Origin of the sequence: Natronospirillum operosum (assembly GCF_004768465.1) — a bacterium.
Classification (GTDB): domain Bacteria; phylum Pseudomonadota; class Gammaproteobacteria; order Pseudomonadales; family Natronospirillaceae; genus Natronospirillum; species Natronospirillum operosum.
The window spans coordinates 113,316-138,173 of sequence record NZ_SRMF01000001.1; the positions used below are offsets into that span (position 1 = coordinate 113,316).

A 24,858-nucleotide genomic window follows, 5' to 3' on the forward strand; every position below is an offset into this window, starting at 1 on the left:
CTTCTGTTAAGGGACACTAGTCGGGCTTGCGGTTGCTGTAGGTCTCCAGCGGCGATTCGGTATTGCCGCGGGCGCCGAAAATGACCATGGTCTTGCCCTTGACCGAAATCAGGCCCTGTTCTTCCAGGGCTTTCAGTACCCGACCGACCATTTCCCGCGAACAACCGACGACCTGACCGATTTCCTGCCGGGTAATCTTGATCTGCATGCCATCCGGGTGCGTCATGGCCTCGGTTTGCTGGCACAGGTCCAGTAATGTACGGGCCACCCGACCGGTCACATCCAGAAAGGCCAGATCACCGACTTTCTGGTTGGTCTTGCGCAGCCGGCTGGCCATCTGTTCGCCGATGAAATAGAGAATTCTCGGATCGCGGTTGGCAATATCCCGAAAGCGGGAATAGGAAATTTCCGCCACTTCGCAATCGGTGCGTGTGCGCACCCAGGCAGAACGCTGCTCGACGCGATCGAACAGACCCATCTCGCCGAAAAAGTCGCCGGCGTTCAGGTAGGCCATGATCATTTCACGGCCATTCTCATCTTCAATGCTGACTGCCACAGTGCCCTTGACCAGATAATACAGTGCATCACTGTGGTCGCCGGCATAGATCAATGTGGTCTTGGGAGAATACCTCCGACGATCACATTGCGAGAGAAAATATTCCAGGTGTTGCTGGTCACTATTGAGGTTGCTCATGTCTGGGCAGATCTCTGAAATGCACCACTTCGTCGGTACCGAAGTCAGCGCTCACTTATTGTACACAGGGCTCACGGCTTGTTGTCAGCTCGATGGAAGGCCAATCCCATTGACTGCACCTGACGTTGATAGAGTGCATGATATCGTTTGCTTTAACAAGTCGGAGAGGCGGTGCTGACGGTTGTGTTACACTGCTTCGCGCACAGTTAAACAAGCAGGAGGAAGGGCACAATGCAGGCAACCATCCGTTGGAATGGGGGTGCTCAATTTACCGGTCAGTCCGGTTCCGGCCATGAGGTGGTAATGGACGGCCCCCCTGACCACGGGGGCCAAAACGGCGGTGCCAGGCCGATGGAGATGGTGCTGATGGGCCTGGGCGGTTGCTCGGCTTTTGACGTCATGTCCATCCTGCAGAAAGCGCGTCAGGACGTTACCGACTGTAAAGCAGAATTGACAGCCGAGCGCGCAGATTCTGTACCGGCGGTATTTACCCGTATTCATCTGCATTTTGTCGTCACCGGTCGTGAACTCAAAGAGAGTCACGTCAGGCGGGCGGTGGCATTGTCGGCAGAGAAGTACTGTTCGGCCTCCATCATGCTGGAGAAGGGTGGCGTGGAAATTACCCACGACTACGAGATTCACAGCGCCGACGGATGAAGCTGAACCGATCGTCGGAGCAACAGGGCATGCTGCTGGGGTTGCTGGCGGTACTGCTGTGGTCCACGGTGGCGACGGCCTTCAAGCTGGCACTCGATGTGTGGCCGCTGCACGGGGTGTTGTGGCTGGCCGCCACGGTCAGCCTGATGTTCTTCACCGGGGTGCTTTGGCAGGCCGGGGCGCTGCGGGGCAGCCTGCGGCTGTTGCGCCGCTACTGGAAGCGGGCGCTGCTGCTGGGTCTGCTCAATCCGGTGGTCTATTATTTCACGCTGTTCGGTGCCTATGATCAGCTGTCGGCGCAGATTGCGCAGCCGATCAACTACACCTGGGCCTTTGTGCTGTCGCTGCTGGCAGCACTGTGGCACAAGGCGCCGGTTCGGGTGCGCGACTGGCAGGGCATGGCGCTGGGTTATCTGGGCGTGGTCGTGCTGGTACTGGGCGCTCAGGGGCGGCTGGAGGTTACCGGCCCGGGTGTTTTCCTGGCCATCCTGAGCACGCTGTTCTGGGCCGGCTACTGGGCCATCGGCATGAAGGACAGAAGGCCTTCACTGGTGGCCATGTTCCATCATTTTCTGCTCGCCTGGCCGGTGCTGACCGGACTGATGTTCTGGTTCGGACCGGAGTTTCTGCTGCAACCGGCAGGCTGGGGTCCGGCGCTGTATATTGGCCTGTTCGAGATGGGGCTGGCGTTTCTGCTCTGGATGACGGCGCTGAAGCAGGTCAGCAATACGGCGCGGGTGGCCAATCTGATCTTTATCGCGCCCTTCCTCAGCCTGATCTGGGTGTCCTGGATTCTCGGCGAACCCATCGTCTTCACCACCCCCATCGGCCTTGTCCTCATTCTTGCCGGCCAGTGGTGGCAGCACCGGCGGTGAGCGTCAGGATACCTCCCGCAGTTTAGCTAGGGTGGGCTGACGCGTCGGTGTAAGTAATGATTATAGGCCTAGCCATCTGCACATGACGTGCTCAGCTACCGTCGCCAAGCTCGGGTACAGGCCCTGTGAGACACGCAAAAAACGGCATCCATGCCAGCTCGGTTGCGGCCATCCCTGGCCGCAAACGGTCTCACAGGGCCTGTACCCGGCAGGCGACTCCAGTAGTGCCTCCCAAACTCGGGGGCCTGCGGCCCCATCGCGCGCGGGGTGCGCTCCTACGGTGGTTATGTTCCCGGGGTGCGCTCCTACGGTGGTTATGTTCCGTAGGAGGCCAGCCCCCTGGCCGATGGCGGCGTCAGCCGCCCATTGAAAGTAGCCTGCAATGGCGCGGCCGCCGCGCGGGGTACCCTGACCGGCAGACCGTCTGCGCACAGGGATGTGCGCAGTCGAGCTGTCAGGGACGACGTTTTTTGCGTGTCTGCGGTCAGGTACCCGCAGCAGGCGGTTGGGCTCCCAGCCTGAGCGTGCGACGGTCCGTTCGGCACCCCGCCATCAGGCGGCACTGGCAGGAAGGACCGCTCGGCCCGAAACCAGCCCTCAGGCGGTCTCGGGGACGGGGGACTTCAGCAGCGGGGCGAGGAACTGTCCGGTCAGCGAGTGGCTGGCGTCGGCAATCTGCTCCGGCGTGCCCTCGGCAATGATCTGACCGCCCTTGTTGCCGCCCTCCGGCCCCAGATCAATCACCCAGTCCGCCGTCTTGATCACATCCAGATTGTGCTCGATCACCACAATGCTGTTGCCCCGATCACGCAACTGATGCAACACATGCAGCAACTGGCGGATATCGTGGAAGTGCAGCCCCGTCGTCGGCTCGTCCAGAATATACAGCGTCTTGCCCGTGTCCCGCTTCGACAGCTCCCGGGCCAGCTTGATGCGCTGTGCTTCACCGCCCGACAGCGTAGTTGCCGCCTGCCCCAGCTTGACATAGGACAGCCCCACATCCATCAATGTCTGCAGCTTGCGGTTGAGCGCCGGGATGGCACTGAAGAAGTCGAGGCCTTCTTCTACCGTCATCTCCAGCACGTCATAGACGCTCTTGCCCTTGTACAGCACCTCCAGCGTCTCGCGGTTGTAGCGTCGCCCTTCGCAGACGTCGCAGGGCACATAGACATCGGCCAGAAAGTGCATCTCGACCTTGATTACCCCATCGCCCTGACAGGCCTCGCAGCGGCCGCCCTTGACGTTGAAGCTGAACCGGCCCGGCGTGTAACCTCGCGAGCGGGCTTCCTGAGTGCCAGCAAAGAGTTCCCGGATGGCAGTGAAAATGCCGGTATAGGTCGCCGGGTTGGAGCGCGGTGTCCGCCCGATCGGGCTCTGGTCGATGTCGACCACCTTGTCGAAATGGTCCAGCCCCGCGATGCCCTTGTAGCGCTCGGGCTTCAGTGTGGTGGCATTGTTCAGTTCGGTGGCGGCCAGCGGGTACAGCGTGCCGTTGATCAGTGTCGACTTGCCCGACCCGGAGACGCCGGTGATACAGGTGAACAGCCCCACCGGCAGTTTCAGCGTCACATCCTGCAGGTTGTTGCCGGTGGCGCCGTGCAGGGTCAGCCACTGGCCTTTCTGCGGCTTGTTGCGTTGCCTGGGAACGGCAATTTCCTGCACCCCGCAGAGGTACTGGCCAGTCAGCGAGTTGGGGTTCGCCATGACCTCCTGCGGGGTGCCGGAAGCCACCACCTGGCCGCCATGCACGCCGGCCCCGGGGCCGATATCCAGCACATGGTCGGCGGTGCGGATGGCGTCTTCATCGTGCTCCACCACCAGCACCGTGTTGCCCAGATCACGCAGCCGGCGCAGTGCATTCAGCAGGCGGGCGTTGTCGCGCTGGTGCAGGCCTATGGAGGGCTCGTCCAGAATGTACATCACGCCGACCAGACCAGCGCCGATCTGGCTGGCCAGACGAATACGCTGGGACTCGCCGCCGGAGAGCGTGTTGGCCGAGCGTTCCAGGCTCAGATAATCCAGACCGACATTGACCAGGAAGGACAGCCGCTGACGGATCTCCTTCAGAATCTTGTCCGCAATGGCACCTTGAGCGCCGGTCAGTTGCAACTGCTCGAAGTACTGAAAGGCTTCGCCAATGGGCAGGTGAACCAGGTCCGGCAGGGTGCGGTTGTCGACAAATACGTGGCGTGACGACTGTTTCAGGCGCGAGCCGTGGCAATCCGGGCAGGGCTGTTCGGTCAGATAGCGGCCCAGTTCCTCGCGCACCGTGGCAGACTCGGTCTCGCGGTAGCGCCGGTTCATGTTCGGCAACACACCCTCAAAGGTATGATGACGGTCAACGGTATCACCCCGGCTGTTGACGTAGTGGAAGCGGATCTTTTCCTCACCGGTGCCGTGCAGCACCCGGTCCTTGAATTTTTCCGGCAACTGCTCCCAGCTCCGGTTCAGGTCGGCACCGTCATGTTCGGCCAGCGCCTCCAGCATGGAGTAATAGTAGATACTGCGCCGATCCCAGCCGGAGATGGCCCCTTCGGCCAGCTTCAGGTTCGGGTCGCGTACCACCTTCACTTCATCAAAATACTGCATCACCCCCAGGCCGTCGCAGCTGGGGCAGGCGCCGGCCGGGTTGTTGAACGAAAATACTCGCGGTTCCAGCTCCGGAATGCTGTAGCCGCAGACCGGACAGGCAAACTTGGCGGAAAAGACCATGGGTTCCGGGCCGTCGTCGTCCATGGGTACGACCAGTGCCGTGTCGTCGGCCAGGGCCAGGCAGGTCTCCAGTGATTCGGCCAGGCGCAGGCGCAGATCATCGCGTACCTTGAAGCGGTCCACTACGGCCTCGATGCTGTGCTTGCGCTTCTTGTCCAGCGGCGGCACTTCGTCGATGTCGTAGACCCTGGCGTCCACTCTGGCCCGCACGAAACCCTGGGCCTGCAACTGCTCGAACACATGCTGGTGCTCACCCTTGCGCTCCTTGATCACCGGCGCCAGTAGCATCAGCCTGGTGCCTTCCGGCAGGGCCATGATCTGGTCCACCATCTGGTCTATGGTCTGTGCGGCCAGCGGTTCGTCGTGCTCGGGGCAACGCGGTTCACCCGCACGCGCAAACAGCAGGCGCAGATAGTCATAGATTTCCGTGGTGGTGCCCACGGTCGAGCGGGGGTTGTGGGTGGTGGACTTCTGCTCGATCGAGATGGCCGGTGACAACCCTTCGATATGATCGACATCCGGTTTTTCCATCATCGACAGGAACTGGCGCGCATAGGTGGACAATGACTCCACATAGCGCCGCTGACCCTCTGCATAGAGGGTGTCGAAAGCCAGTGAAGACTTGCCGGACCCGCTCAGACCGGTGATGACCACCAGCTTGTCGCGCGGAATGTCGATATCGATGTTCTTCAGATTGTGCGTGCGCGCACCTTGAACCTGGATGCTTTTCATAGGGCCTGAACGGTCTCGAGTGAACAGGGAATCATACTGGATAAGAGTGCCTGCGTCATACTGACAGGTTTCGGCAGTGGGCAAACGTACCGCAATGACGGTTGATCTGTTAACATCCGCAACCCGTCCCGCCGGTGATTTTCCAACCGCCTGGCGGATATCTGCCCCGTTTCAGATGCAGGATGAGTGTCTTGCCTGTACGCGTACTGTGTTCAATCAGTTTGATTTATGTGACCCGGATGCTGGGTCTGTTTATGGTTCTGCCGGTGATCATGCTGTTGGGCACCGATTATGCCGGCGCCACCGCCGCGACCCTGGGCGTCGCACTGGGGATCTATGGTCTGACTCAGGCCGGGCTGCAGATACCGCTGGGGATGCTGTCCGATGTGTGGGGGCGCCGACCCGTGCTGCTGGTCGGCCTGGCCGTGTTTGCCATTGGCAGCGTGGTGGCGGCTCTGGCCGAGAGTGTTACCGGTCTGATTATCGGCCGAGCCCTGCAGGGGGCGGGAGCCATTTCCAGTACTCTGCTGGCGCTGCTGGCGGACCTGACCCCGGCCCGGCACCGCACTCTGGCCCTGGCTGTGGTCGGCATCAGCATCGGCATGTCCTTTTCCCTGGCCATGGTGCTGGGACCGCTGGTGGCAGGAGTGGCCGGCCTGCCCGGGGTGTTTGTGCTGACCGCAGTACTGGCTCTGCTGGCCATGCTGCTGGTACTGCTGCTGCCAACGCCGGCGCACGCAGTGACAGATGGCTATCAGCGCTGGCAGCCGGACCGCTTGCCGGAGGTTGTGCACGCACCCGGTCTGTGGCCCCTGAATATCGGCATCTTCTGTCTGCATGCGGTGCTGGCTGCGTTGTTCCTGATTGTGCCGACTCGGCTGTCCGAGCTGCAGTTCACGCTGGGCCAGCAGGGTCTGATCTATCTGCTGATGGCGGCAGTGGCACTGCTGGCGCTGGGGCCCATGATGGGGTTCAGTGAAAAACGGCGGCGGCCCAAGCAGATGGTGCTGGTGGCCCAGGTTGTATTGATTCTGGGCATGCTGTGCCTGCCCTTCAGCGGCGGTGCGCTGGAGCTCACTCTGGTCGCCATGGCACTGTTCTTTATCGGTTTCAACTTCCTGGAGGCCAGTCTGCCGTCCTGGCTGAGCCGCCTGGCGCCGCCCGCTCAGCGCGGTACGGCGATGGGCGTATTCTCCACCTTCCAGTTCCTTGGCGCCGCAGCCGGAGGCGCGCTCGGCGGGCTGTTGCTCTCCATGGGTGGAGTTCCCTTTGTGGTATTCTGCGCATTGCTGTTCATGCTCATTTGGGTCATGCTGACGGCCTTGTCGGCACCACCACCTCTGACCCGTCAGTTGGTACTGGAAGCACAGGACCTGCTGCGGCACGATCCACAGGCCAGCGCGGCGCATGGCCTGCATGCCTGGGCGGAGCACCTGGCGGCGCTGGACGGCGTGCTGGATGTCCATATACTGGATGATGAAACCGCGCTGATGGTACGCGTGTCCGGCAATGAACTCGATCAGGCAGCCCTGCTGGCTGCCCATGACAACTCGCAAACGGATTGATAAACACTATGGCGAAAGGCACAGTCAATAAAGTCATCATATTGGGCCGTCTGGGGCAGGACCCGGAAGTCCGGGCTGCGGCCAGCGGTACGACCGTGGCCAACCTCAATGTGGCCACCAATGAACTGGGGCCGAAAGACCCCAGTGGCATGCGGCAGGAAAACACCGAATGGCACCGCTGTGTGCTGTTCGGGCGCACCGCCGAGCTGGCCCAGCAGTACCTCAGCAAGGGCTCACTGGTCTACCTCGAAGGCCGGCTGCAGACCCGCAAATGGCAGGACCAAAACGGCAATGACCGCTATTCCACCGAAATTGTGGTCAACGAGATGCAGTTTGTCGGTGGTGGTCAGGGCGGCGGCCAGGGCGGTGGTCAGGGCATGAGCGGTGGCCAGGGTATGGGCGGTCAGCAGGGCGGTGGCTTCAATCAGCCGCAACAGCAGCAACCGGCTCAGCAACGCCAGCCACAGCAGCAACCTCAGGCGCAGCCGCAGCAGAGCACCAACAATTTCGATGATTTCGACGACGATATCCCGTTCTGACGGGCTTTCGTTGTGCGTGGATGGGGTAGGCAGGCATGCAGCAACTGGATGAGCTGTACCGCCAGGAATCCCGACGGGTGCTGGCCACCCTGATTCGCTTGCTGGGCGATTTTGATCTGGCCGAAGAAGCGTTGCATGAGGCCTTTGCTGCGGCCCTGGATCAGTGGCCGCAAACCGGTGTGCCGGCCAATCCGCGCGCCTGGCTGGTGTCGACCGGTCGTTTCAAGGCCATTGACCGACTGCGTCGGCGCTCGCGGCATGACCAGATCCTGACCGAACTGCAGCAAACCGCCGAGCAGGAAACGACGTCGAGCCTGGCCGACGAAGCAGTCGGAGATGATCGCCTGCGCCTGATCTTCACCTGCTGTCATCCCGCTCTTTCCACCGAAGCCCGGCTGGCGCTGACGCTGCGCGAAGTCTGTGGCCTGACTACAGAGGAAGTGGCGCGGGCCTTTCTGGCCCGGCCGTCCACTATCGCGCAGCGCATTGTGCGGGCCAAGAGCAAGATTCGTGACGCCCGTATTCCCTATGAAGTCCCTGCCGGACCACAACTGCACGAACGCCTGCAGAGCGTGCTGGCGGTGGTCTATCTGCTGTACAACGAAGGCTATGCCGCGTCGGCGGGTGACCAACTGCAGCGCCAGTCGCTGAGCCGCGAAGCCATCCATCTGGGGCGGCTGCTGGGGCAGTTGTTGCCGCAGCCGGAAGTGATGGGGCTGCTCGCGCTGATGCTACTGCAGGATGCGCGCAGTGCGGCCCGGGTGTCAGCGGGGGAACTGATCACCCTGGAAGATCAGGATCGCAGCCTGTGGGATCAGAAGCAGATCAGCGAGGGCATCGAGCTGGTCGAGCAGGCCTTGCCCCGGCCCGGCATGGGCCCCTATTGTCTGCAGGCCGCTATCGCCGCAGTGCATGCTGAAGCCGCCACCTATGCGGATACCGACTGGGCACAGATCCTGGCTCTGTATGATCTGCTGTACAAGCTTACGCCGACCTCGGTGGTGGCGCTGAATCGTGCGGTGGCCCTGGCCATGGTTCATGGTCCGGAGGCCGGTCTCGAGCTGATCGATCCATTGCTGGAGGATCTGGCACCGCGCGGTTATCACCTGGCCTATGCGGCCAGGGCGGAACTGAATCGGCGTCTGGGGCGGTATGAGCAGGCGCGGCGAGACTACGAACAGGCGCTGGCACTGGTGGAACAGGCACCGGAGCAACGCCATCTGGAGCGTCAGTTGTCCAGTCTGCCGACAGTGGACGCTCAATAGGGGTCAGCTGTTGTCTGTTTTGACGTGGCCCGTGCGACTATAGAGGGACACCCTGACGACGAGAGGTCGAGCACGATGAAATATATAGCCCTGGTCTATTACCGGGAACAGATCATGAACGACATGAGCCAGCAGGAATGGGATGCGCTGAATCAGGAGTGCATTGCCGGCGTGGAGAAACTGGTGGCGGATGGGAAAATGCTGGATGGCGCACCCTTGCTGTCGGTCGACACGGCCACCACGGTGCGCGTGCGCGAGGGGCGCATAACGACCACTGATGGCCCCTTCGCCGAGACCCGCGAACAACTGGCCGGTTTCTACCTGCTGGAAGCCCGTGACCTCAATGAAGCCATTCAACTGGGCGGCCGTATTCCAACGGCACGCTATGGCTCGATAGAGGTGCGGCCGGTGCGCGAACTCAGAGCGGAAGACAACGAGCGCTGAGACGCTGCTGGCCTTAAGCGGGCCGGCGCCTCAGTCTAAGTGCGGACAGGGTGCGGGCCCGCACCGCCCGTGCCAGTTGCGGGTCGTCGGCCAGTGAGCGGCCATAGGACGGAATCATCTCGCCGATGCGTTCCTTCCAGTCCGGATTCTTCTGCCGTTTGGGGAAGCAGCGTTCGATCACGTCCAGCATGGCGCGCACGGCTGTCGAGGCGCCCGGTGAGGCACCCAGCAGAGCTGCCAGCGAGCCATCTTCCGACACGATGATCTCGGTGCCAAACTCCAGCTTGCCGCCTTTTTTCGGGTCCTGCTTGATGATCTGCACCCGTTGTCCGGCCTGCGCCAGTTCCCAGTCGTCACTCCGTGCCTGTGGATAGTAGTCACGCAGGCTGCCCATGCGGCTTTTCTGGCTCTGCAGCGCTTCGCGCATCAGATAGACCGTCAGCGGCATGTTATCCAGGCCGGCTCCAACCATGGGTTTGACGTTGCCCACATTCATCGACTTCATCAGGTCGGTAACCGAGCCCGATTTCAGGAACTTGGTGGTAAAACCGGCAAACGGACCAAACAGCAGTGAACGCTCGCCGCCGATAATGCGCGTATCCAGGTGCGGTACCGACATCGGCGGCGCGCCAACGGCCGCCTTGCCGTAGACCTTGGCTTCGTGCTGGGCCACCACCTCGGGGTTGCGGCAGACCAGCCACTGGCCGCTGACCGGGAAGCCGCCATAGCCCTTGCCTTCGGGAATGCCGGACTTGTGCAGCAGCGGCAGCGCTGCGCCGCCGGCACCCAGGAATACGAAGCGGGTGCGCACCCGGTAGACCCGGTCGGTATGGGTGTCTTCCAGCTCCACACTCCAGGTGCCGTTGTCGCGCTGCTTGAGGTCACGCACTTTTGTGTGGGTGCGCAGCTCGAAATGGTCCTGGCCGTCCAGATACTGCACCAGATGCCGGGTCAGGGCGCCGAAATCGACATCGGCGCCATAGGGCACCCGGGTTGCAGCTACAGGCGTGTCGGCGGAGCGCTCGGCCATGACCAGCGGCATCCACTGACGCAGCTGCTCCGGGTCTTCGCTGTAGACCATATCCTGGAACAGGTGGTGCTGGCTGAGCAGCTCATGGCGTTTCTTCAGAAAGGCCACATTCTTCTCGCCCCAGACAAAACTCAGGTGCGGGGTCGGGTTGATGAACTGTTCGGGTTCGGGCAAATGGCCCTGTTCAACCAGCCAGGACCACAACTGGAGGCTGATTTCGAAATTGGCATTGATGTTGACGGCCTTGCTGATGTCGATGTTGCCGTCCTGATCCTGCGGGGTGTAGTTGAGCTCGCAGTACCCGGCATGACCGGTGCCTGCATTGTTCCAGCCGTCGGAACTTTCACGGGCCGGACCATCCAGCGACTCCACCATCATGATGTTCAGAGAAGGGTCCAGGGACCGCAGCAGCACACCCAGTGTTGCACTCATTGTGCCGGCGCCTACCAGCACCACGTCGGCCTGTTCTGCCAAACCTCGCCACCTCATCCGAAAATGTGGCGCGAGTATATACTAATTGACCGTGGTTAAGTAAATGATGCTGTGCAATTTATTCATCAACCAGACCAAAGTCGTAGCCTTTGCGAGCGCTCGAAAAATGGTGCCGCTATGGCCGGGAAACCTCTGTGGTGGGCGCTTCCGGCGAACTCTGGCATACTGTCAACCTGACTTGACTCCGCACCGCACAGGCATCTGATTGATGGCACAGGCTTCGCCAGACATGGAATTGCAGGCAGCGCTCGGCGAGGGCAATGACGCCCGCCTGGCGGCGGTGGTGGCGGCCCTGCAACCAGCCGATCTGGCCGCTTTCCTGAGCGCAGAGGGGCGCAATGATCCGGCCCTGGCAGAACAGCTGCTGGCGCATCTGACATTGTCGGAGCGGGCCCGCGCCTTCGGTTATCTGGATGCCACGCTGCAGGCCAGGGTGGCCGCGCGGCTGTCGCCGACTGCCCTGGCCCGCCTGCTGGGCAAGATGGATGCCGATGAGCGGGCCGACCTGTTCAAGCTGGTCAACGAGGATGTACAGGAAGCGGCTTTGCGCCAGATGGCCCGGGAGGAGCGCGAAGATCTGCGGCGCCTGGCCAGCTATGAAGAGGGGACTGGCGGCGCGCTGATGACCAGCGACTATGTCGCTGTGCCGGAAAACCTCACCGTGGCGGCGGCGTTGCAGGCAGTGCGCTCGACCGCACCGGATGCGGAAACCATCTATCAGGTGTATATCATCGACCATGAGCATCGGCTGCAGGGGACGGTATCGCTGCGCGAACTGATTCTGGGTCTGCCGGATCAGCCGCTGGATGAGCTGATGCGCACCGAGCTGGTTACCGGCCAGGTCGATACCGCACAGGAAGAAGTGGCCCGCCTGATCAGTCGCTATGACCTGCTGGCACTGCCGATACTGGATGCCGACCAGCGTCTGGTCGGCATCGTTACCCACGATGACGCCATGGATGTGGCGGCTGAAGAGGCCACCGAGGACATGCACAAGGCGGCGACCATCGGCAAGCTGCATCGTGGTATCGGTCAGTCGGGGCTGCTGGAACTGTACCGCAAGCGGATCGTGTGGCTGGTGCTGCTGGTGTTTGCCAATATCCTTTCGGGGTTCGGCATCGCGCATTTCGAGGCCACGATAGAGGCTTATATAGTACTGGTATTCTTCCTGCCGCTGCTGGTGGACAGCAGCGGCAATGCCGGCTCACAGGCGGCCACCCTGATGGTGCGCGGCCTGGCTACCGGCGATGTGCAGCTCCGGCAATGGGGGCGCCATTTTGGCCGTGAGCTGCTGGTGGCCGGGGCGTTGGGGCTCACCATGGCGGCGGCGGTGTCCATTCTGGGTGTGCTGCGCGGTGGGCCGGATATCGCCTTTGTGGTGGCGACCAGCATGATTGCCGTGGTGATCATGGGCAGCCTGATCGGCATGAGCCTGCCTTTTCTGCTCAGCCGCGTGGGCTGGGACCCGGCCACCGCCAGTGCCCCACTGGTGACCTCGATTGCCGATGCGGTGGGGGTGGTGCTCTATTTTTCCATTGCCACGGCCACGCTGGGTTTGCCTGGCGCGTGAAGCTAGTCCCTGATCCAGCCGATGGTGTACAGCACGACGCCCAGCGGCAGCAGAATCAGTGACGGGTTGGGCATGGCACCCGGGCTCGGGATCAGCAGCGCAATGATGCCAAGCCAGACCAGAACCAGCCCGAGACGTTTGAAAGCTGAGGTACGACGCCGTTTTGGCATGGGCAACAGGCTCCCGTTTCATATAGAGTTGAGGCATGCGGACGGGCACGCAAACGGCACCGCAGCAGTTGCCTGATCTGTCACAGTATAGTGGTCTCGCCATCGCTTGTCGGCCCTGACGGTGGCGCAGTTCTGTAACAGGGCCTGGAGACAGCGTTACGCATGAAAGTTCTGATTACCGGAGCGCGGGGTCAGGTGGGTACTGCCCTGACGGCAGCCTGCACAGAAGTCGGGATACAGCACCTGGGGCTGGGCCACCGGGAACTGGATATCACCGACGGCGCGGCCGTGCAGGCGGTATTGGCCCGTGAGCGCCCGGATTTCGTGATCAATGCGGCAGCGTTCTCCGATGTGGCGGTAGCCCAGGGCGAGGCCAACCTCTGCTATGCCATCAACCGCGATGGCGCTGCGAATTTGGCTCAGGCCTGTGAAGCGGTGGGCGCCGGGCTGCTGTATCTGTCCAGCGACTATGTGTTCGATGGCCTGCAGGCCCGGCCCTACACCGAGAAGGACAAGCCCAACCCGCGCAATGTCTACGGCAACAGCAAGCTCGAAGGCGAAGAGGCCGTGCGGGAATACTGTTCACGGCACCTGGTGCTGCGCACCAGTTGGGTGTTCAGCGCCGAAGGCAACAATTTCTTCATGCGTTCGCTGGAGCGGGCCATGTCCGGCCAGCCGGTGAAGGGGGTCAATGATCAGATCAGTTGCCCCACCTGGGCCGGGCATCTGGCGATCGTCTGTGTGGCCATGCTGCAGCAGGTGCATTGCAATATCGAACCCAATCTGTGGGGCACCTACCATTACAGTGATCGGGGTGCCACCACACGCTATGAATTTGCCCGCACCATAGTGGCACAGGCGGTGCAAGCCGGGCTGGCGTCGGAGACACAGGTGCAGGCGATTGAGAGCGCGGACTTGCAGAACCGGGCGGAAGAAGCGCGGCAGTCCGTGTTGTCCAGCGACCACCTGTTCTTTACCTTCGGGATTCGGCAGCGTGGCTGGCGCCAGGGGCTCAAGAGCGCTCTGGAGGCCGTGCGGCAGGGCCAGCGGGCAGCTTAGTGTCCCTACAGGTCCTTCACCAACCGCAAGGCATCATAGATGGCGGCATGGGTATTGCGCGCTTCCACGGCATCGCCAACGCGGAACAATTGGAAACGGCCTGCTTCATTGCGAATTACCCGCTGTGCCTTGCCCACGATCAAGGCATCGTAATTCACTGCACCACCATTGCTGGAGTAGGGCTTCAGGTCGAAATAGATGTCCGCCATGGGCTTTATGCCGTAGTTGACGACCACCTGATCGATGTGGCGTTCATGGTCCAGGTCCAGGTAATCGCTGGTGATTCCGGCCAGCAAGGCATCGCCGCTGCGCTCGACGGATTTCAGCCGGTACGTTGGTGTGAAGGTGACATTGGGACGCTGCAGGGCTCTCATGTAGGGCACCAGGGTCATGGCCATGACCTCGGCCGAGAAGGTGCGATCCGGTGTCATGATTTCGAGTTCGGCCCCGGTTTTGGCGATCATTTCCGCCGCCTGCAGGGCCGGGTGATCACCCGCGTCGTCGAACAACAGCACCTTTTGTCCGGGTTGTACATGGCCTGAGAGAATATCCCAGCTATTCACCACCAGGTCGCTGCCAACAGTGGGCTGGTCTTCGATGGGGTAGCCGCCGGTGGCGACGATGATCACATCCGGGCTTTCCTGGCGCACCTCGTCCGCTTCTGCCCAGCAGTTGTAGCGGATTTGCACGCCCAGTTTCTCGCATTGGGCCAGGCGCCAGTCGATGATGGCAATCATGTCGCGTCGGCGCTCGCTTTGGGCGGTCAGGCGAACCTGACCACCGGCTTCACTCATCGCTTCCAGTACCAGGACCTCATGCCCGCGCTCGGCGGCCACCCGCGCCGCTTCCAATCCACCCGGCCCGGCGCCGATCACCAGCACCTTGCGCTTGGTTTCGGCCCTGGGGATCTCGTGTGGCATGGTGGTTTCCCGACCGGTTGCAGCGTTGTGGATGCAGTAAGCCGCGCCGCCCTGGTAGATGCGATCCAGACAATAGTTGGCCCCGACACAGGGGCGAATATCGTGCTCACGCCCTTCGATGATTTTCTTCACTATATGAGGGTCCGCCATATGCGCCCGCGTCATGCCGATCATGTCGACCTTGCCGGATTCGATGGCATAGCGGGCGGTGCCGACGTCCTGAATTTTGGCCCCGTGGAAGGTGGGGAAATCGACCTGGCGGCGGATTTCACCAGCGAAGTCCAGGTGCGGCGCACTGGGCATGCCTTGAACCGGAATGACATCGGTCAGACCAGGGTCGGTATCAATGTGGCCGCGTACCACGTTGAGAAAGTCGACCATGCCGCTGTCTTTCAGGCGCCGGGAGATATCCAGGCCTTCGTCTGCATTCAGCCCGCCGGGCAGTTGTTCATCCCCGGTGTAGCGCACACCGACAATAAAGTCTGCACCCACTCGGGCGCGAATGGCGCGCAGCACCTCAAAGGTAAACCTCAGCCGGTTGTCCAGGCTGCCACCGTAGGGCGCTTCGAGCGTGTTGGTGAGCGGTGACCAGAACTGGTCCATCAGGTGGCCGTAGGCCTGGAGTTCGATGCCATCGAGCCCGGCCGCCTGCATGCGTTCAGCGGCGTCGGCGTAATCGCCGATCAGCCGTTCGATGTCCCAGTCTTCGACCTGCTTGGGGAAGGCGCGGTGTGAGGCTTCCCGGTTGTGGGATGCAGATACCGCAGGCAACCAATCGCCTTTGTCCCAACGGGTACGGCGACCAAGGTGGGTGAGCTGGATCATGACGGCGGTGCCGTGTTCGTGGCAGGCCTCGGTCAAGTCGCGCAACCAGGGGACGACCTCATCCTTGTAGGCGAGAATGTTGTTGAACACGGGCGGGCTGTCTTTGGCGACGGCGGCAGAACCGGCGGTCATGGTCAGGCCAAGCCCGGCCCTGGCGCGCTCGACATGGTAGGCCCGATAAAGTGCCTTGGGCATGCCGTCTTCCGGATAGGCAGGCTCATGCGACGTCATCATCAGACGGTTCCTGAGCGTCAGATGCTTGAGCTGAAAGGGTTGCAGCAACGGATCTTGAGCCATGACCAGCCTCCTGGTGGGTGCCTGCTGGTGACAACGCTAGCTCTCATGTACACTAGTGTCAATTAAAAAGACATGACTGTACACGTTCAACAGCAGCCTGTTTCAGGCCCACTTTGTTTATGGGAAGCACCGTGACAACAGACACCGATAAAGGCAAAGCAGAAGACTGGCTGGATGCAGCCTACGCCATGCTGATCAAGTTCGGCGTGGATTCGGTCAAGATCCTGCCACTGGCCAAGGTGCTGAACACATCCCGCACCAGCTTTTACTGGTTCTTCAAGGACAGGGAGGCTTTGCTGAAGCAGTTGATCGAACGCTGGAAGGCTACCAACACCGAAGCCCTGATTCAGCAGACAGAACGTTATGCCGACACCGTGGTCGAGGCCATGCTGAATGTCTTCGATTGCTGGCTGGATGAGCGCCTGTTCGATGCCGAGTTCGAATACGCCGTACGCAACTGGGCCATGCAGGATGCCCGTGTGGCCACTGAAGTGGCCAGCGCCGACCAGCGCCGACTGGAGGCCTTGACAGCCATGCTGATCCGCTTCGGCTACGGCCCTCATGAAGCCGGTGTGCGCGCACGAACGACCTACCTGACACAGATCGGCTATATCTCGATGCACACTCGGGAGACGAAAGCCGTTCGCATTGGCCGTGTGGCCGAATACGTTCAGGTATTCACCGGCCAGCCTTGTGAGCGGCGCGATCTGGAACGCTTTGTGTCACGCCATGCCCCCGACCTGAAAGACTGGATGTCGGCCTATGAGGAACGCAGAGCAGTGGAACTTCGCGACGTGCAGTAGCCGACAATAACGGTGGCCACGGTTGGGTAGGCCGCCTGCAGGTTCAGAAAGTCCGCCCCTGGTGTACGTGGAAAGCTAGCTGCTGCGGTCGACGGCTAGCTCGGCCAGCCCGATCAGGGCTTCACGCGCGGGGGAGGCCGGGAAGTCGGCCAGAGCGTCAATGGCCCGCTGCCGGTGCTGCAGGGCCTGGCCACGACAGAAATCGAGCGCCTTGCTGGCCTGGACCGCAGCCAGAACAGGCGCCAGATCATCGGTGCCGCCCTGGCGGATGGCGTTGCGGATCAGTTGCCGCGTATCGGCATCACAGTGCTTGAGGGTATGGATCAGCGGCAGGGTCATCTTGCCCTCGGCCAGATCATCGCCGGCATTCTTGCCCAGCGTCTCGGCGTTGCCGCTGTAGTCCAGCACGTCATCCTGAATCTGGAAGGCCAGCCCCAGCTCGATGCCGTAGGTATGAGCCGCCTGACGCAGGGTGTCACTGTCACTGGCCAGGCAGGCAGCACTGCCGGAAGCGGCGGCAAACAGCATGGCGGTCTTGCCCTGAATGACCTTGTGGTAGTCCTCTGTGGTGAGGTCCGGGTTGCGTACATTCATCAGTTGCAGTACTTCACCCTCGGCAATCACATTGGTGGCGTTGGCCAGGCGCTCCATCACCGCCATATCTCCGATGCGCACCATCATCTGGAAGGCACGCGAGTACAGAAAATCACCCACCAGCACCGAGGGTGCATTGCCCCATTTGTGATTGGCGGTAGGCTTGCCGCGCCGCAACTCCGAGGTGTCCACCACGTCGTCATGCAGCAGGGTGGCCGTGTGCAGAAACTCGATGATGGCCGCCAGCGTGATCAGTGACGAGGCGCGACAACCCAGTGCGCTGCCCGTCAGCAGCGTCACCAGCGGGCGCAGGCGCTTGCCGCCGCTGGAAACGATGTACTCGGCGATGTGCTCGACCAGCGGCACATCGGAGGACAGCTCACGACTGATTTCCGTGTTGACCGCTTCGAACTCGTCGGCGACTACGGCATTGATTTCACTGATCTGCATGCGGTTCCGGGTCTTGTGGACAGGGGGCAGAAAAACAGGCGTTGATGCTAAGAGCGCCCCCTGCTGCTGTCAAGCAGAGTCGGGCTTGTCAGGCGCGGCGGCTTTGGCTACAATTGCGCGCCCCTGATGTACCGCTCATGCGGTTCAGGGCAGGAATCCCCCGCTACAGGGTGCCGCAGCGTAGGCGATGCCTTTGGAACCGGGACCAAGTGATTTCGACGTTGGATACACAATCTGTTCAAGAGAAGATATTATGTACGCTGTGATCAAGTCTGGCGGTAAGCAATACCGCGTGCAGGAAGGCCAGTTCCTGAAACTGGAGAAAATCGAATCTGAAACCGGCGCCAAAATCACTTTTGATGATGTGCTGCTGGTCGGTGAAGGTGATGACGTCAAGATCGGTGAGCCGGTCGTCAAGGGCGCCAAGGTCACTGCGGAAGTGGTCGCACAGGGGCGTCACCCGAAAATTCGCATCATCAAGTTCAAGCGCCGGAAGCATCACATGAAGACCATGGGGCACCGTCAGTGGTTCACCCAGGTCAAGATCACCGGTATCAAGGCTTAATTGACGGAGGGGCATCATGGCTCACAAAAAAGCAGGCGGCAGTACTCGTAACGGTCGCGATTCTCAGTCGAAGCGTCTTGGCGTGAAGGCATTCGGTGGTCAGCAGGTATCAGCCGGTTCCATCATCATCCGTCAGCGTGGCACACACTTCCATGCCGGCAGCAATGTGGGTGTTGGCAAGGATCATACCCTGTTTGCCCGTGCCGACGGCGTGGTCAAGTTCGAGACCAAGGGTCCAAAAAGCCGCAAGACGGTCAGCATCGTCGCAGCCTGAAGCGGTTTCCGACCTGAACAGGCTGCTCGCAGGGTAGCCTGAGGTTCCAAAGACTGAAGAGCCCTGTTGCGACAGTAACAGGGCTCTTTTCGTATCGGTACACAATGAGCTGGACAGCACATGAAATTCGTAGATGAAGCGACCATCCACATCCAGGCCGGCAAGGGCGGAGATGGCTGTGTCAGCTTCCGGCGTGAAAAATTCATTGCCAAGGGCGGTCCCAATGGCGGTGATGGCGGTGATGGGGCCTCGATCTGGTTCGAAGCCGACGAAAACCTGAATACACTGATCGAGTACCAGTACAAGCGCAGCTATCAGGCCCAGAATGGCGAGCCCGGCAAGGGCCGCGACATGACCGGCCGCAAGGGCGAGGACCTGATACTCAAGGTGCCGGTGGGCACCACCATTCGTGATCAGGATACCAGCGAAACGCTGGCGGATCTCACCGAGCATGGTCAGCAGGTACGCATTGCTCAGGGCGGTTTTCACGGTCTGGGCAATACCCGCTTCAAGTCCAGCGTCAACCGGGCACCACGCCAGTTTACCAAGGGCTCCATGGGTGAATCCCGCAACCTGCGCCTGGAACTCAAGGTGCTGGCCGATGTGGGCCTGCTGGGTCTGCCCAATGCCGGCAAGTCGACGCTGGTGCGGGCGGTTTCGGCAGCCCGTCCCAAGGTAGCGGACTATCCGTTCACCACCCTGATGCCCAATCTGGGTGTGGTCAGGGTTGACAGTCTGCAGTCGTTCGTGATTGCCGATATTCCGGGTTTGATCGAGGGGGCTGCTGATGGCGCCGGTCTGGGCATCCGTTTCCTCAAGCATCTGGTACGTACCCGGCTGCTGCTGCATCTGGTCGACATGGTGCCGCTGGATGAAACCCGACCCGAAGACAACGCCCGCGTCATCCTGCAGGAACTGGAGAAATTCAGCCCTACCCTGATGGAACGACCACGCTGGCTGGTACTGAACAAGCTGGACATGCTGCCGCCGGAAGACCGGGATGAGGCCGTGGCTCGCGTAGTCGACGCCATGGGCTGGACCGGGCCAGTGTATCCGATCTCGGCGCTCAGCGGTGATGGCCTGCAGACTCTGGTTCAGGATGCGTCCCGGCATCTGACCGAGATGCGCGAGCGTCTGGCCGATGACCCGGAGGCGCAGCAGGCCGACGCAGACACGCGGCGGCAGATAGAAGAGGAGGCCCGGGAGCGCATTGCTGCCGTGGCGGTTGCGCGTCGGGCACGTCGTGATCGCAAGGACGATGACGACGATGATGATGACCATGATGTGGAAATCGAGTATGCACCCTACTGATGGCGCCGTACCCCATGAGCTGAGCACCAGCCGCCGCTGGGTGGTCAAGATCGGCAGTTCGCTGCTGACCAACAACGGGGCCGGCATAGACCATGACCGGATCAGCGACTGGGCGGCGCAGATTGCCCGCCTGCGCGCCGACGGACTGGAAGTGGTACTGGTGTCCTCGGGTGCGGTAGCGGCCGGCATGACCGAACTCGGCTGGCAGGAACGGCCGCATGAACTGGAATTGCTGCAGGCCGCCGCCGCCGTGGGCCAGAGCCGACTGGTGGGCCACTATCAGGGCTGTTTTCAGGCGCATGACATCCGCAGCGCGCAGATTCTGCTGACCAATTCCGATCTGGCGGATCGCCAGCGTTACCTCAATGCCCGTTCCACGCTGCGCGCGCTGCTGGGGCTGGGGGTGCTGCCGATCATCAATGAAAATGACACCGTGGTCACCGACGAGATCCGTTTTGGTGACAACGATACGTTGGGTGCCCTGGTGGCCAATCTGGTGGAAGCCGACGCGCTGGTGATACTGACCGACCAGCAAGGCATCTTTGATGCCGACCCGCGTCACAATCCCGAAGCCACGGTGATCAGCGAGGCGCGGGCCAACGATCCCTATCTGCTGACGGTGGCTTCCGGTGGCGGGGCGCTGGGTCGGGGCGGCATGGTGACCAAGGTGCGGGCCGCGCGCCTGGCGGCGCGCAGCGGTGCCCTGACGCTGATTGCCGGTGGCCGCGAAGAGCAGGTACTGACGCGTCTGCGTCAGGATGAACGGCTGGGCTCACGCCTGTTGCCGGATGCCGAACCACTGGCAGCGCGCAAGCAGTGGCTGGCGGGGCAGTTGCAGTCCAAGGGCTGGATTCGGGTCGACCCGGGTGCGGTGCGGGCCATCCGGGAGCAGGGCAAGAGCCTGCTGCCGGTGGGTGTGACCGCGACCGACGGCGAGTTTCGCCGCGGTGATGTGGTGGACTGCCTGGATCAGGATGGTCAGCTGGTGGCGCGGGGGCTGTGCAACTACAGCGTCGAGGAAACGCGCCGCATTCTGCGCCGCCCGTCGGCGGAGATCGAGTCCATTCTCGGCTATATCAGCGAACCCGAACTGGTTCACCGCGACAACCTCGTGACGGTCTGAGCGGCGGGTTGTTTTGACTTGCGGCCAAACGGGCCGTCGCCGAGCTCGGGTAGGCCATTGTGGCCCTGCCGCCGTGGTCGGGGTGCCGAGCGGACCGTCGCCAGGCTCGGGTACAGACCCTGTGAGACACGCAAAATACTCATATCAGGCCCGTCCCTGGGCCTGACCCTTCGGGCTCGCTTCGCTCATGCAAAAACGCTCCCGGCGTTTTTGTCCCTGACAGCTCGGTTGCGGCCATCCCTGGCCGCAAACGGTCTCTCAGGGCCTGTACCCGGCAGGCGACTCCAACCGTGCCCCCCAGCCCATGTAGGCGGTGACCCTCGGCCACTCATGGGCGCAACGTCTTGAAATGCTTGAGCAAGGCTCAAAGCCTGCAAAAGTTGTGGGATTGATAATGCCCAGAACGCTTCCTCAGCGCCCGGGGAGAACCAAACTCCGGGTCTTGTAGCGAGGCACGCAAGTGCCGATGACGAGGCACAAGCCGATATTTGTAGCGAGCGACGCAAGTCGCGATGGGCGGCGTAGTCGCCCTTTTTGTGGGCCCATCGGCCCAATCGGGACTTGCGTCCCTCACTACAGGTTGTGGTGCCTCGTTTGTCGGAACTTGCGTCCTTCGCTACACAGAGCTTGTATTGAACAGAGGCGCTGATGGTGCGGCCGCCGGGCGGTGGTGTGCTGAGCCGCAGACCGTGCACGGCCAGGGACGGCCGTGCTCGAGCCGGCATGGATGCCGTTTTTTGCGTGTCTGCGGTCAGCACACCCCGCCATCAGGCGGCATTGGCACCAATTCCGCGCGTGGCGACGATCCGTTCGGCAGGTGGCACAGGAGGTGCAGTCTGTCGGTGGCATGGGGGTAGCGGGAGGCTCGAAAACAGGGATGTTTTCGCGCCAGCCCCCAGGGACGGGTTTACGGCGTTCCCGATACCCCCTGCCACCGACAAGGACTTCTGCCAAACTTGAACCAGGCGAGATCAGACCCTGTAGGTGGTGGCGGTCATGACTTTGGACATGGCCGTCATCAGCCGCCGCACGGGCAGCGGGAAGGGGGCTCCGCCGGCGGCGCGGGCGTGGTCGGCATGGCGCTGTTCGTCTTCCAGCATCTGCGCCACCACCGCCCGACTGCGCAAATCTGCTGCCGGCAGGCGCTCCAGATGCGATTCCAGGTGCTGACTCACCTGATCCTCCGTTGCCGCGACAAAACCCAGTGACCAGCGATCCCCCAGCGCGCCTGCCGTGGCGCCCAGCGTGAACGACAGCGCATAGAACGCCGGGTTCAGCACACTCGGATGCGCCTCCAGCGCCCGCAGCCGCGTCTCGCACCAGGCCAGATGATCGCGCTCCTCGGCAGCGGCCTCTTCCATCTGCGCGCGTACATCGTCCAGCCGTGCCGTGGTGGCCTGGCCCGCGTACAGTGCCTGCGCACAGACCTCCCCGGTGTGGTTGACCCGCATGAGCCCGGCCGCATGCCGGCGCTCGGATTCGGTCAGCTCGGCTTCGGGCAGGTCCGCCCCGGGGACCGGGCCCCGGCTCTGTACCGCCCCGGGGGCGAAGCTGCGCAAGGCATTGTCCGCCTGCTGCAACAGGCGATCGATCAGGCTCAGTTGTCGGCTCATGTCATGTCCTCCTGCAGCAGCGCCATCAGTTGACGCGGGTTGACCGGCTTGGCCAGCACGGCCACGGCCCCGAGATCTTCTGCCGCCTGCTCCACATAGTGCAGGTCAATGCCGGTCATCACAATCACCTGCAGGGCACGCAGGCCTTCATTGGCCCTGATTTTTTCCAGCAGTTCGAGGCCATTCATCTCCGGCATTCTGTAGTCAATGATGACCCAATCGAATGGCTGATGGAAATACATATGGCTCTGCAGGATGGCCAGCGCCTCCTTGCCACTGGAGGCCATTTCGGGCTGCATGCCCCAGTGCCGGGTCTGGTCTTCCAGTACCTTGCGTGAGGCCAGATGGTCGTCGACCACCAGCACCTTCTGTTGCTGCAACGGACTCAGTTCCGGTCGGGTGCGTTCGGGCTCGTCATCAGGGGCCGGCTCGAATGGCAGGCTGATCCAGACACTGGAGCCTTTTTCCGCCGCCCTGCTGATGCCGATCAGCCCGCCCATGGCCCGCACCAGAGCATGCGCAATGGGCAGCCCCAGCCGGACATCAGAGTGCCCCTGATCATCGCTCCCGTGCAGACCCTGGAACTCGAACAGGCCCCGTACATCCTCTTCTTTCACGCCGCGCCCGGTATCGTCCACCCTGATGCGCAGCCGCCGCTGGCCCTCGCGCCGGATGGCAACCTCGATCACGCCTTCCTCGGTAAACTTCACGCTGTTGTCCAGAACAATACGCAGCACCTGTGCCACCAGGTCGCTGTCGATCATCACCCGGGTGGGCACATTGGACAACACCTCGGTGACTACTTCGATGGACTTCTGGCTGGCCAGACGGGCGAACGGATTGACGATTTCGTGCAGGAAGGCATTCAGATCAACTGGCTTCGGGCGGACATGGATCTGCTCACTGGCAATGCGGGTCAGGGCGCGCATTTCGTCGGCCAGGTTGAGCATCTGCAGCCCGGCGTTGTGGGTCGTGGCCACATATTCCTGCTGGTCACGGTTGAGTGCGGTTTCGCTGAGCAGGTTGGTCATGCCCAGCACCCCGTGAATCGGCGAGCGCAGGTCGTGGTTCAGTTTGCGCAGCAGCACCGTGGTCTGGCTGTCATTCAGCGTCAGGCCGGTATCACGTGCGAAGGACGGTCCGGCCTGGCGGCGGCGGACAAAATAGCTCTGATAGACGAAGTGCACATGCAGCGCCAGCAGGCCGGTCGGTACCAGCAGACCAAAGGGGCCGGCGATACCCAGCGGGCTCTGCTGCAGCAGTTCGACAAAGAGCCACAGCAGCAGACTCAGCGTGGCGCCCACCACGGGCAGGGCGTGTACATCATGGCGCCGTACGCCATAGCCCAGCAGGCGAATCACACAGAGGCCGAGCAGGATGAACTGCAGTACCCAGGGTCCGAGCGCATAACCCAGCGCCGTGGCGGCGGGAATGACCAGCAGCACGGCGCGGCGATAGACAGGATTGTGCAGGCTGCGCTGCCACCAGATCAGTATCAGCAGGCCGGTGGCCAGCCCCAGAAGAAGGCCGGGGACGCTGTGTACGCTAGCCAGATGCAGCTGATTGTCGGTAATGTTCAGGCCGACCAGCGACCACAGGCCCAGGTACCAACTGCTGGCGAACAGGACCATGACCAGCAGATAGCTCGGCCACAGCAGCCAGCGCCCGTCATTGCTCCGGCGTTCGGAGCGATACAGGCGGCGGGCCTGAATAATGGCCAGACTGCTGGCCGCCAGCAGCCCGGCGCCGGCCAGGCCGAACAGCCACAGACTGTACAGGAGCTGATTGCGGCCATGGGCGGCCGGGGTGTGAACCTGGGTGCGCAGCGACAACTGGCGATTGCCGTGCAGGCGCAGAGTCCACTGCTGTAGCCCGGCGTCCAGTGCCACCGGCAGTGCCAGACCGCCGATGCCGGGCACCAGGTCTGCGGTCACCGGTTGTCCGTCTGGTCCCCAGACCGTCAGGTCGGCCAGCACCACCGGAAACGACAGACTGAGGTAGGCGGTCTGGCCGGCCAGTTCGGCTGGCACATCCAGGACCAGCGTCAACCAGCCGGTTTGCCCGCTCAGGGTCTGGCGAATATTGAGCGGCGAGACCGGCACGCGCTGGTTCTGCCAGGGTGGGGTGGCCAGCTCAGCCGGGTTTGCGATGGCGTCCCTGTCGGCGACCAGCAAGTCGGCCTTCAGGTCCAGTGCATCCAGGCTGTCGGCCATGGTGGTCGGCAGGGTGGCCAGCAGGCCCAGCGCGAGCAGCAACCACCGACCGGCAGACACCATGGA

At 62.1% G+C, this 24,858-nt stretch carries 21 protein-coding genes; 13 read left to right on the forward strand and 8 right to left on the reverse strand.

Annotated features, from left to right (window positions below; all coding sequences use genetic code 11):
• Nucleotides 1–16 precede the first annotated feature (16 nt).
• Nucleotides 17–694 (reverse strand): cAMP-activated global transcriptional regulator CRP, encoded by a 678-nt coding sequence (gene crp, locus E4656_RS00595; protein WP_135480237.1) that lies wholly within the window; start codon nucleotides 692–694, stop codon nucleotides 17–19.
• A 231-nt stretch (nucleotides 695–925) separates the two neighbouring features.
• Between crp and E4656_RS00600 the strand changes: the two genes are divergently transcribed.
• Entirely contained in the window at nucleotides 926–1,351 is a 426-nt protein-coding gene (locus E4656_RS00600) for an OsmC family protein (RefSeq protein WP_135480239.1), read from the forward strand.
• Nucleotides 1,348–2,226, forward strand: a complete 879-nt coding sequence (locus E4656_RS00605; RefSeq protein ID WP_135480241.1) for a DMT family transporter — start codon at nucleotides 1,348–1,350, stop codon at nucleotides 2,224–2,226. The genes E4656_RS00600 and E4656_RS00605 overlap by 4 nt, the downstream gene beginning before the upstream one ends.
• 597 nt (nucleotides 2,227–2,823) lie before the next feature.
• Here E4656_RS00605 and uvrA read toward each other — a convergent pair.
• Nucleotides 2,824–5,670 (reverse strand): excinuclease ABC subunit UvrA, encoded by a 2,847-nt coding sequence (gene uvrA, locus E4656_RS00610; RefSeq protein WP_135480243.1) that lies wholly within the window; start codon nucleotides 5,668–5,670, stop codon nucleotides 2,824–2,826.
• Between the two features lie 191 nt (nucleotides 5,671–5,861).
• On the opposite strand from uvrA, the gene E4656_RS00615 reads away from it, so the two are divergent.
• The 4 genes from E4656_RS00615 (at nucleotide 5,862) to E4656_RS00630 (ending at nucleotide 9,483) form a co-directional block, all read left to right on the forward strand.
• Entirely contained in the window at nucleotides 5,862–7,235 is a 1,374-nt protein-coding gene (locus tag E4656_RS00615; protein WP_167855868.1) for an MFS transporter, read from the forward strand.
• A gap of 8 nt (nucleotides 7,236–7,243) precedes the next feature.
• Nucleotides 7,244–7,774: a single-stranded DNA-binding protein gene (locus E4656_RS00620; RefSeq protein WP_135480247.1), complete on the forward strand. Its 531-nt coding sequence runs from the start codon at nucleotides 7,244–7,246 to the stop codon at nucleotides 7,772–7,774.
• A gap of 35 nt (nucleotides 7,775–7,809) precedes the next feature.
• Nucleotides 7,810–9,039 carry an RNA polymerase sigma factor gene (locus tag E4656_RS00625; RefSeq protein ID WP_135480249.1) on the forward strand — a complete coding sequence of 410 codons (1,230 nt, stop codon included), beginning with the start codon at nucleotides 7,810–7,812 and terminating at the stop codon, nucleotides 9,037–9,039.
• A gap of 75 nt (nucleotides 9,040–9,114) precedes the next feature.
• Entirely contained in the window at nucleotides 9,115–9,483 is a 369-nt protein-coding gene (locus E4656_RS00630; protein ID WP_135480251.1) for a YciI family protein, read from the forward strand.
• A 13-nt stretch (nucleotides 9,484–9,496) separates the two neighbouring features.
• Here E4656_RS00630 and mqo read toward each other — a convergent pair whose 3' ends face one another.
• Nucleotides 9,497–10,987, reverse strand: a complete 1,491-nt coding sequence (mqo, locus tag E4656_RS00635; RefSeq protein WP_420812670.1) for a malate dehydrogenase (quinone) — start codon at nucleotides 10,985–10,987, stop codon at nucleotides 9,497–9,499.
• A gap of 226 nt (nucleotides 10,988–11,213) precedes the next feature.
• On the opposite strand from mqo, the gene mgtE reads away from it, so the two are divergent.
• The gene (mgtE, locus tag E4656_RS00640) at nucleotides 11,214–12,575 is read left to right on the forward strand and encodes a magnesium transporter (protein ID WP_205849059.1); all 1,362 of its coding nucleotides are present in this window, start codon (nucleotides 11,214–11,216) and stop codon (nucleotides 12,573–12,575) included.
• A gap of 2 nt (nucleotides 12,576–12,577) precedes the next feature.
• Here mgtE and E4656_RS20170 read toward each other — a convergent pair whose 3' ends face one another.
• Nucleotides 12,578–12,745 carry a hypothetical protein gene (locus E4656_RS20170; RefSeq protein WP_167855869.1) on the reverse strand — a complete coding sequence of 56 codons (168 nt, stop codon included), beginning with the start codon at nucleotides 12,743–12,745 and terminating at the stop codon, nucleotides 12,578–12,580.
• 162 nt (nucleotides 12,746–12,907) lie between these two features.
• Between E4656_RS20170 and rfbD the strand changes: the two genes are divergently transcribed.
• Complete coding sequence (rfbD, locus tag E4656_RS00645) at nucleotides 12,908–13,804, forward strand: dTDP-4-dehydrorhamnose reductase (protein WP_135480257.1); 897 nt, start codon at nucleotides 12,908–12,910, stop codon at nucleotides 13,802–13,804.
• A gap of 5 nt (nucleotides 13,805–13,809) precedes the next feature.
• On the opposite strand, the gene E4656_RS00650 is transcribed toward rfbD, so the two are convergent.
• Nucleotides 13,810–15,846, reverse strand: coding sequence for an NADH:flavin oxidoreductase (locus tag E4656_RS00650; RefSeq protein ID WP_135480259.1), 2,037 nt, complete (start codon nucleotides 15,844–15,846; stop codon nucleotides 13,810–13,812).
• Between the two features lie 131 nt (nucleotides 15,847–15,977).
• Between E4656_RS00650 and E4656_RS00655 the strand changes: the two genes are divergently transcribed.
• Nucleotides 15,978–16,649, forward strand: coding sequence for a TetR/AcrR family transcriptional regulator (locus E4656_RS00655; protein WP_240753870.1), 672 nt, complete (start codon nucleotides 15,978–15,980; stop codon nucleotides 16,647–16,649).
• A gap of 75 nt (nucleotides 16,650–16,724) precedes the next feature.
• On the opposite strand, the gene E4656_RS00660 is transcribed toward E4656_RS00655, so the two are convergent.
• Nucleotides 16,725–17,693 carry a polyprenyl synthetase family protein gene (locus E4656_RS00660; protein WP_135480263.1) on the reverse strand — a complete coding sequence of 323 codons (969 nt, stop codon included), beginning with the start codon at nucleotides 17,691–17,693 and terminating at the stop codon, nucleotides 16,725–16,727.
• 253 nt (nucleotides 17,694–17,946) lie between these two features.
• On the opposite strand from E4656_RS00660, the gene rplU reads away from it, so the two are divergent.
• The 4 genes from rplU to proB all read left to right on the forward strand — a co-directional run bounded on the left by rplU (nucleotide 17,947) and on the right by proB (nucleotide 20,966).
• Nucleotides 17,947–18,258: a 50S ribosomal protein L21 gene (rplU, locus tag E4656_RS00665; protein ID WP_135480265.1), complete on the forward strand. Its 312-nt coding sequence runs from the start codon at nucleotides 17,947–17,949 to the stop codon at nucleotides 18,256–18,258.
• A 16-nt stretch (nucleotides 18,259–18,274) separates the two neighbouring features.
• Entirely contained in the window at nucleotides 18,275–18,532 is a 258-nt protein-coding gene (rpmA, locus tag E4656_RS00670; RefSeq protein ID WP_135480267.1) for a 50S ribosomal protein L27, read from the forward strand.
• A 120-nt stretch (nucleotides 18,533–18,652) separates the two neighbouring features.
• Nucleotides 18,653–19,843, forward strand: coding sequence for an Obg family GTPase CgtA (gene cgtA / locus E4656_RS00675; protein WP_135480269.1), 1,191 nt, complete (start codon nucleotides 18,653–18,655; stop codon nucleotides 19,841–19,843).
• Nucleotides 19,830–20,966: a glutamate 5-kinase gene (proB, locus tag E4656_RS00680; RefSeq protein WP_135480270.1), complete on the forward strand. Its 1,137-nt coding sequence runs from the start codon at nucleotides 19,830–19,832 to the stop codon at nucleotides 20,964–20,966. The genes cgtA and proB overlap by 14 nt, the downstream gene beginning before the upstream one ends.
• Before the next feature lie 971 nt (nucleotides 20,967–21,937).
• Here proB and coq7 read toward each other — a convergent pair.
• Both coq7 and E4656_RS00690 read right to left on the reverse strand, forming a co-directional pair.
• On the reverse strand, nucleotides 21,938–22,579 hold the full coding sequence (gene coq7, locus E4656_RS00685) for a 2-polyprenyl-3-methyl-6-methoxy-1,4-benzoquinone monooxygenase (protein WP_135480271.1): 642 nt from the start codon (nucleotides 22,577–22,579) through the stop codon (nucleotides 21,938–21,940).
• Nucleotides 22,576–24,855, reverse strand: a complete 2,280-nt coding sequence (locus tag E4656_RS00690) for a hybrid sensor histidine kinase/response regulator (RefSeq protein ID WP_135480272.1) — start codon at nucleotides 24,853–24,855, stop codon at nucleotides 22,576–22,578. The genes coq7 and E4656_RS00690 overlap by 4 nt, the downstream gene beginning before the upstream one ends.
• Between the last annotated feature and the right edge of the window lie 3 nt (nucleotides 24,856–24,858).

Excerpts from the sequence above, each read along its gene's own strand:
- uvrA (WP_135480243.1), bottom strand. The coding sequence starts at position 5,670 with ATGAAAAGCATCCAGGTTCAAGGTGCGCGCACGCACAATCTGAAGAAC.
- rpmA (WP_135480267.1), top strand. The coding sequence starts at position 18,275 with ATGGCTCACAAAAAAGCAGGCGGCAGTACTCGTAACGGTCGCGATTCT.
- mgtE (WP_205849059.1), top strand. The coding sequence starts at position 11,214 with ATGGCACAGGCTTCGCCAGACATGGAATTGCAGGCAGCGCTCGGCGAG.
- proB (WP_135480270.1), top strand. The coding sequence starts at position 19,830 with ATGCACCCTACTGATGGCGCCGTACCCCATGAGCTGAGCACCAGCCGC.
- E4656_RS00620 (WP_135480247.1), top strand. The coding sequence starts at position 7,244 with ATGGCGAAAGGCACAGTCAATAAAGTCATCATATTGGGCCGTCTGGGG.
- E4656_RS00625 (WP_135480249.1), top strand. The coding sequence starts at position 7,810 with ATGCAGCAACTGGATGAGCTGTACCGCCAGGAATCCCGACGGGTGCTG.
- E4656_RS00650 (WP_135480259.1), bottom strand. The coding sequence starts at position 15,846 with ATGGCTCAAGATCCGTTGCTGCAACCCTTTCAGCTCAAGCATCTGACG.
- E4656_RS00605 (WP_135480241.1), top strand. The coding sequence starts at position 1,348 with ATGAAGCTGAACCGATCGTCGGAGCAACAGGGCATGCTGCTGGGGTTG.
- E4656_RS20170 (WP_167855869.1), bottom strand. The coding sequence starts at position 12,745 with ATGCCAAAACGGCGTCGTACCTCAGCTTTCAAACGTCTCGGGCTGGTT.
- crp (WP_135480237.1), bottom strand. The coding sequence starts at position 694 with ATGAGCAACCTCAATAGTGACCAGCAACACCTGGAATATTTTCTCTCG.
- E4656_RS00690 (WP_135480272.1), bottom strand. The coding sequence starts at position 24,855 with ATGGTGTCTGCCGGTCGGTGGTTGCTGCTCGCGCTGGGCCTGCTGGCC.
- E4656_RS00660 (WP_135480263.1), bottom strand. The coding sequence starts at position 17,693 with ATGCAGATCAGTGAAATCAATGCCGTAGTCGCCGACGAGTTCGAAGCG.
- E4656_RS00600 (WP_135480239.1), top strand. The coding sequence starts at position 926 with ATGCAGGCAACCATCCGTTGGAATGGGGGTGCTCAATTTACCGGTCAG.
- cgtA (WP_135480269.1), top strand. The coding sequence starts at position 18,653 with ATGAAATTCGTAGATGAAGCGACCATCCACATCCAGGCCGGCAAGGGC.
- E4656_RS00630 (WP_135480251.1), top strand. The coding sequence starts at position 9,115 with ATGAAATATATAGCCCTGGTCTATTACCGGGAACAGATCATGAACGAC.
- rplU (WP_135480265.1), top strand. The coding sequence starts at position 17,947 with ATGTACGCTGTGATCAAGTCTGGCGGTAAGCAATACCGCGTGCAGGAA.
- rfbD (WP_135480257.1), top strand. The coding sequence starts at position 12,908 with ATGAAAGTTCTGATTACCGGAGCGCGGGGTCAGGTGGGTACTGCCCTG.
- coq7 (WP_135480271.1), bottom strand. The coding sequence starts at position 22,579 with ATGAGCCGACAACTGAGCCTGATCGATCGCCTGTTGCAGCAGGCGGAC.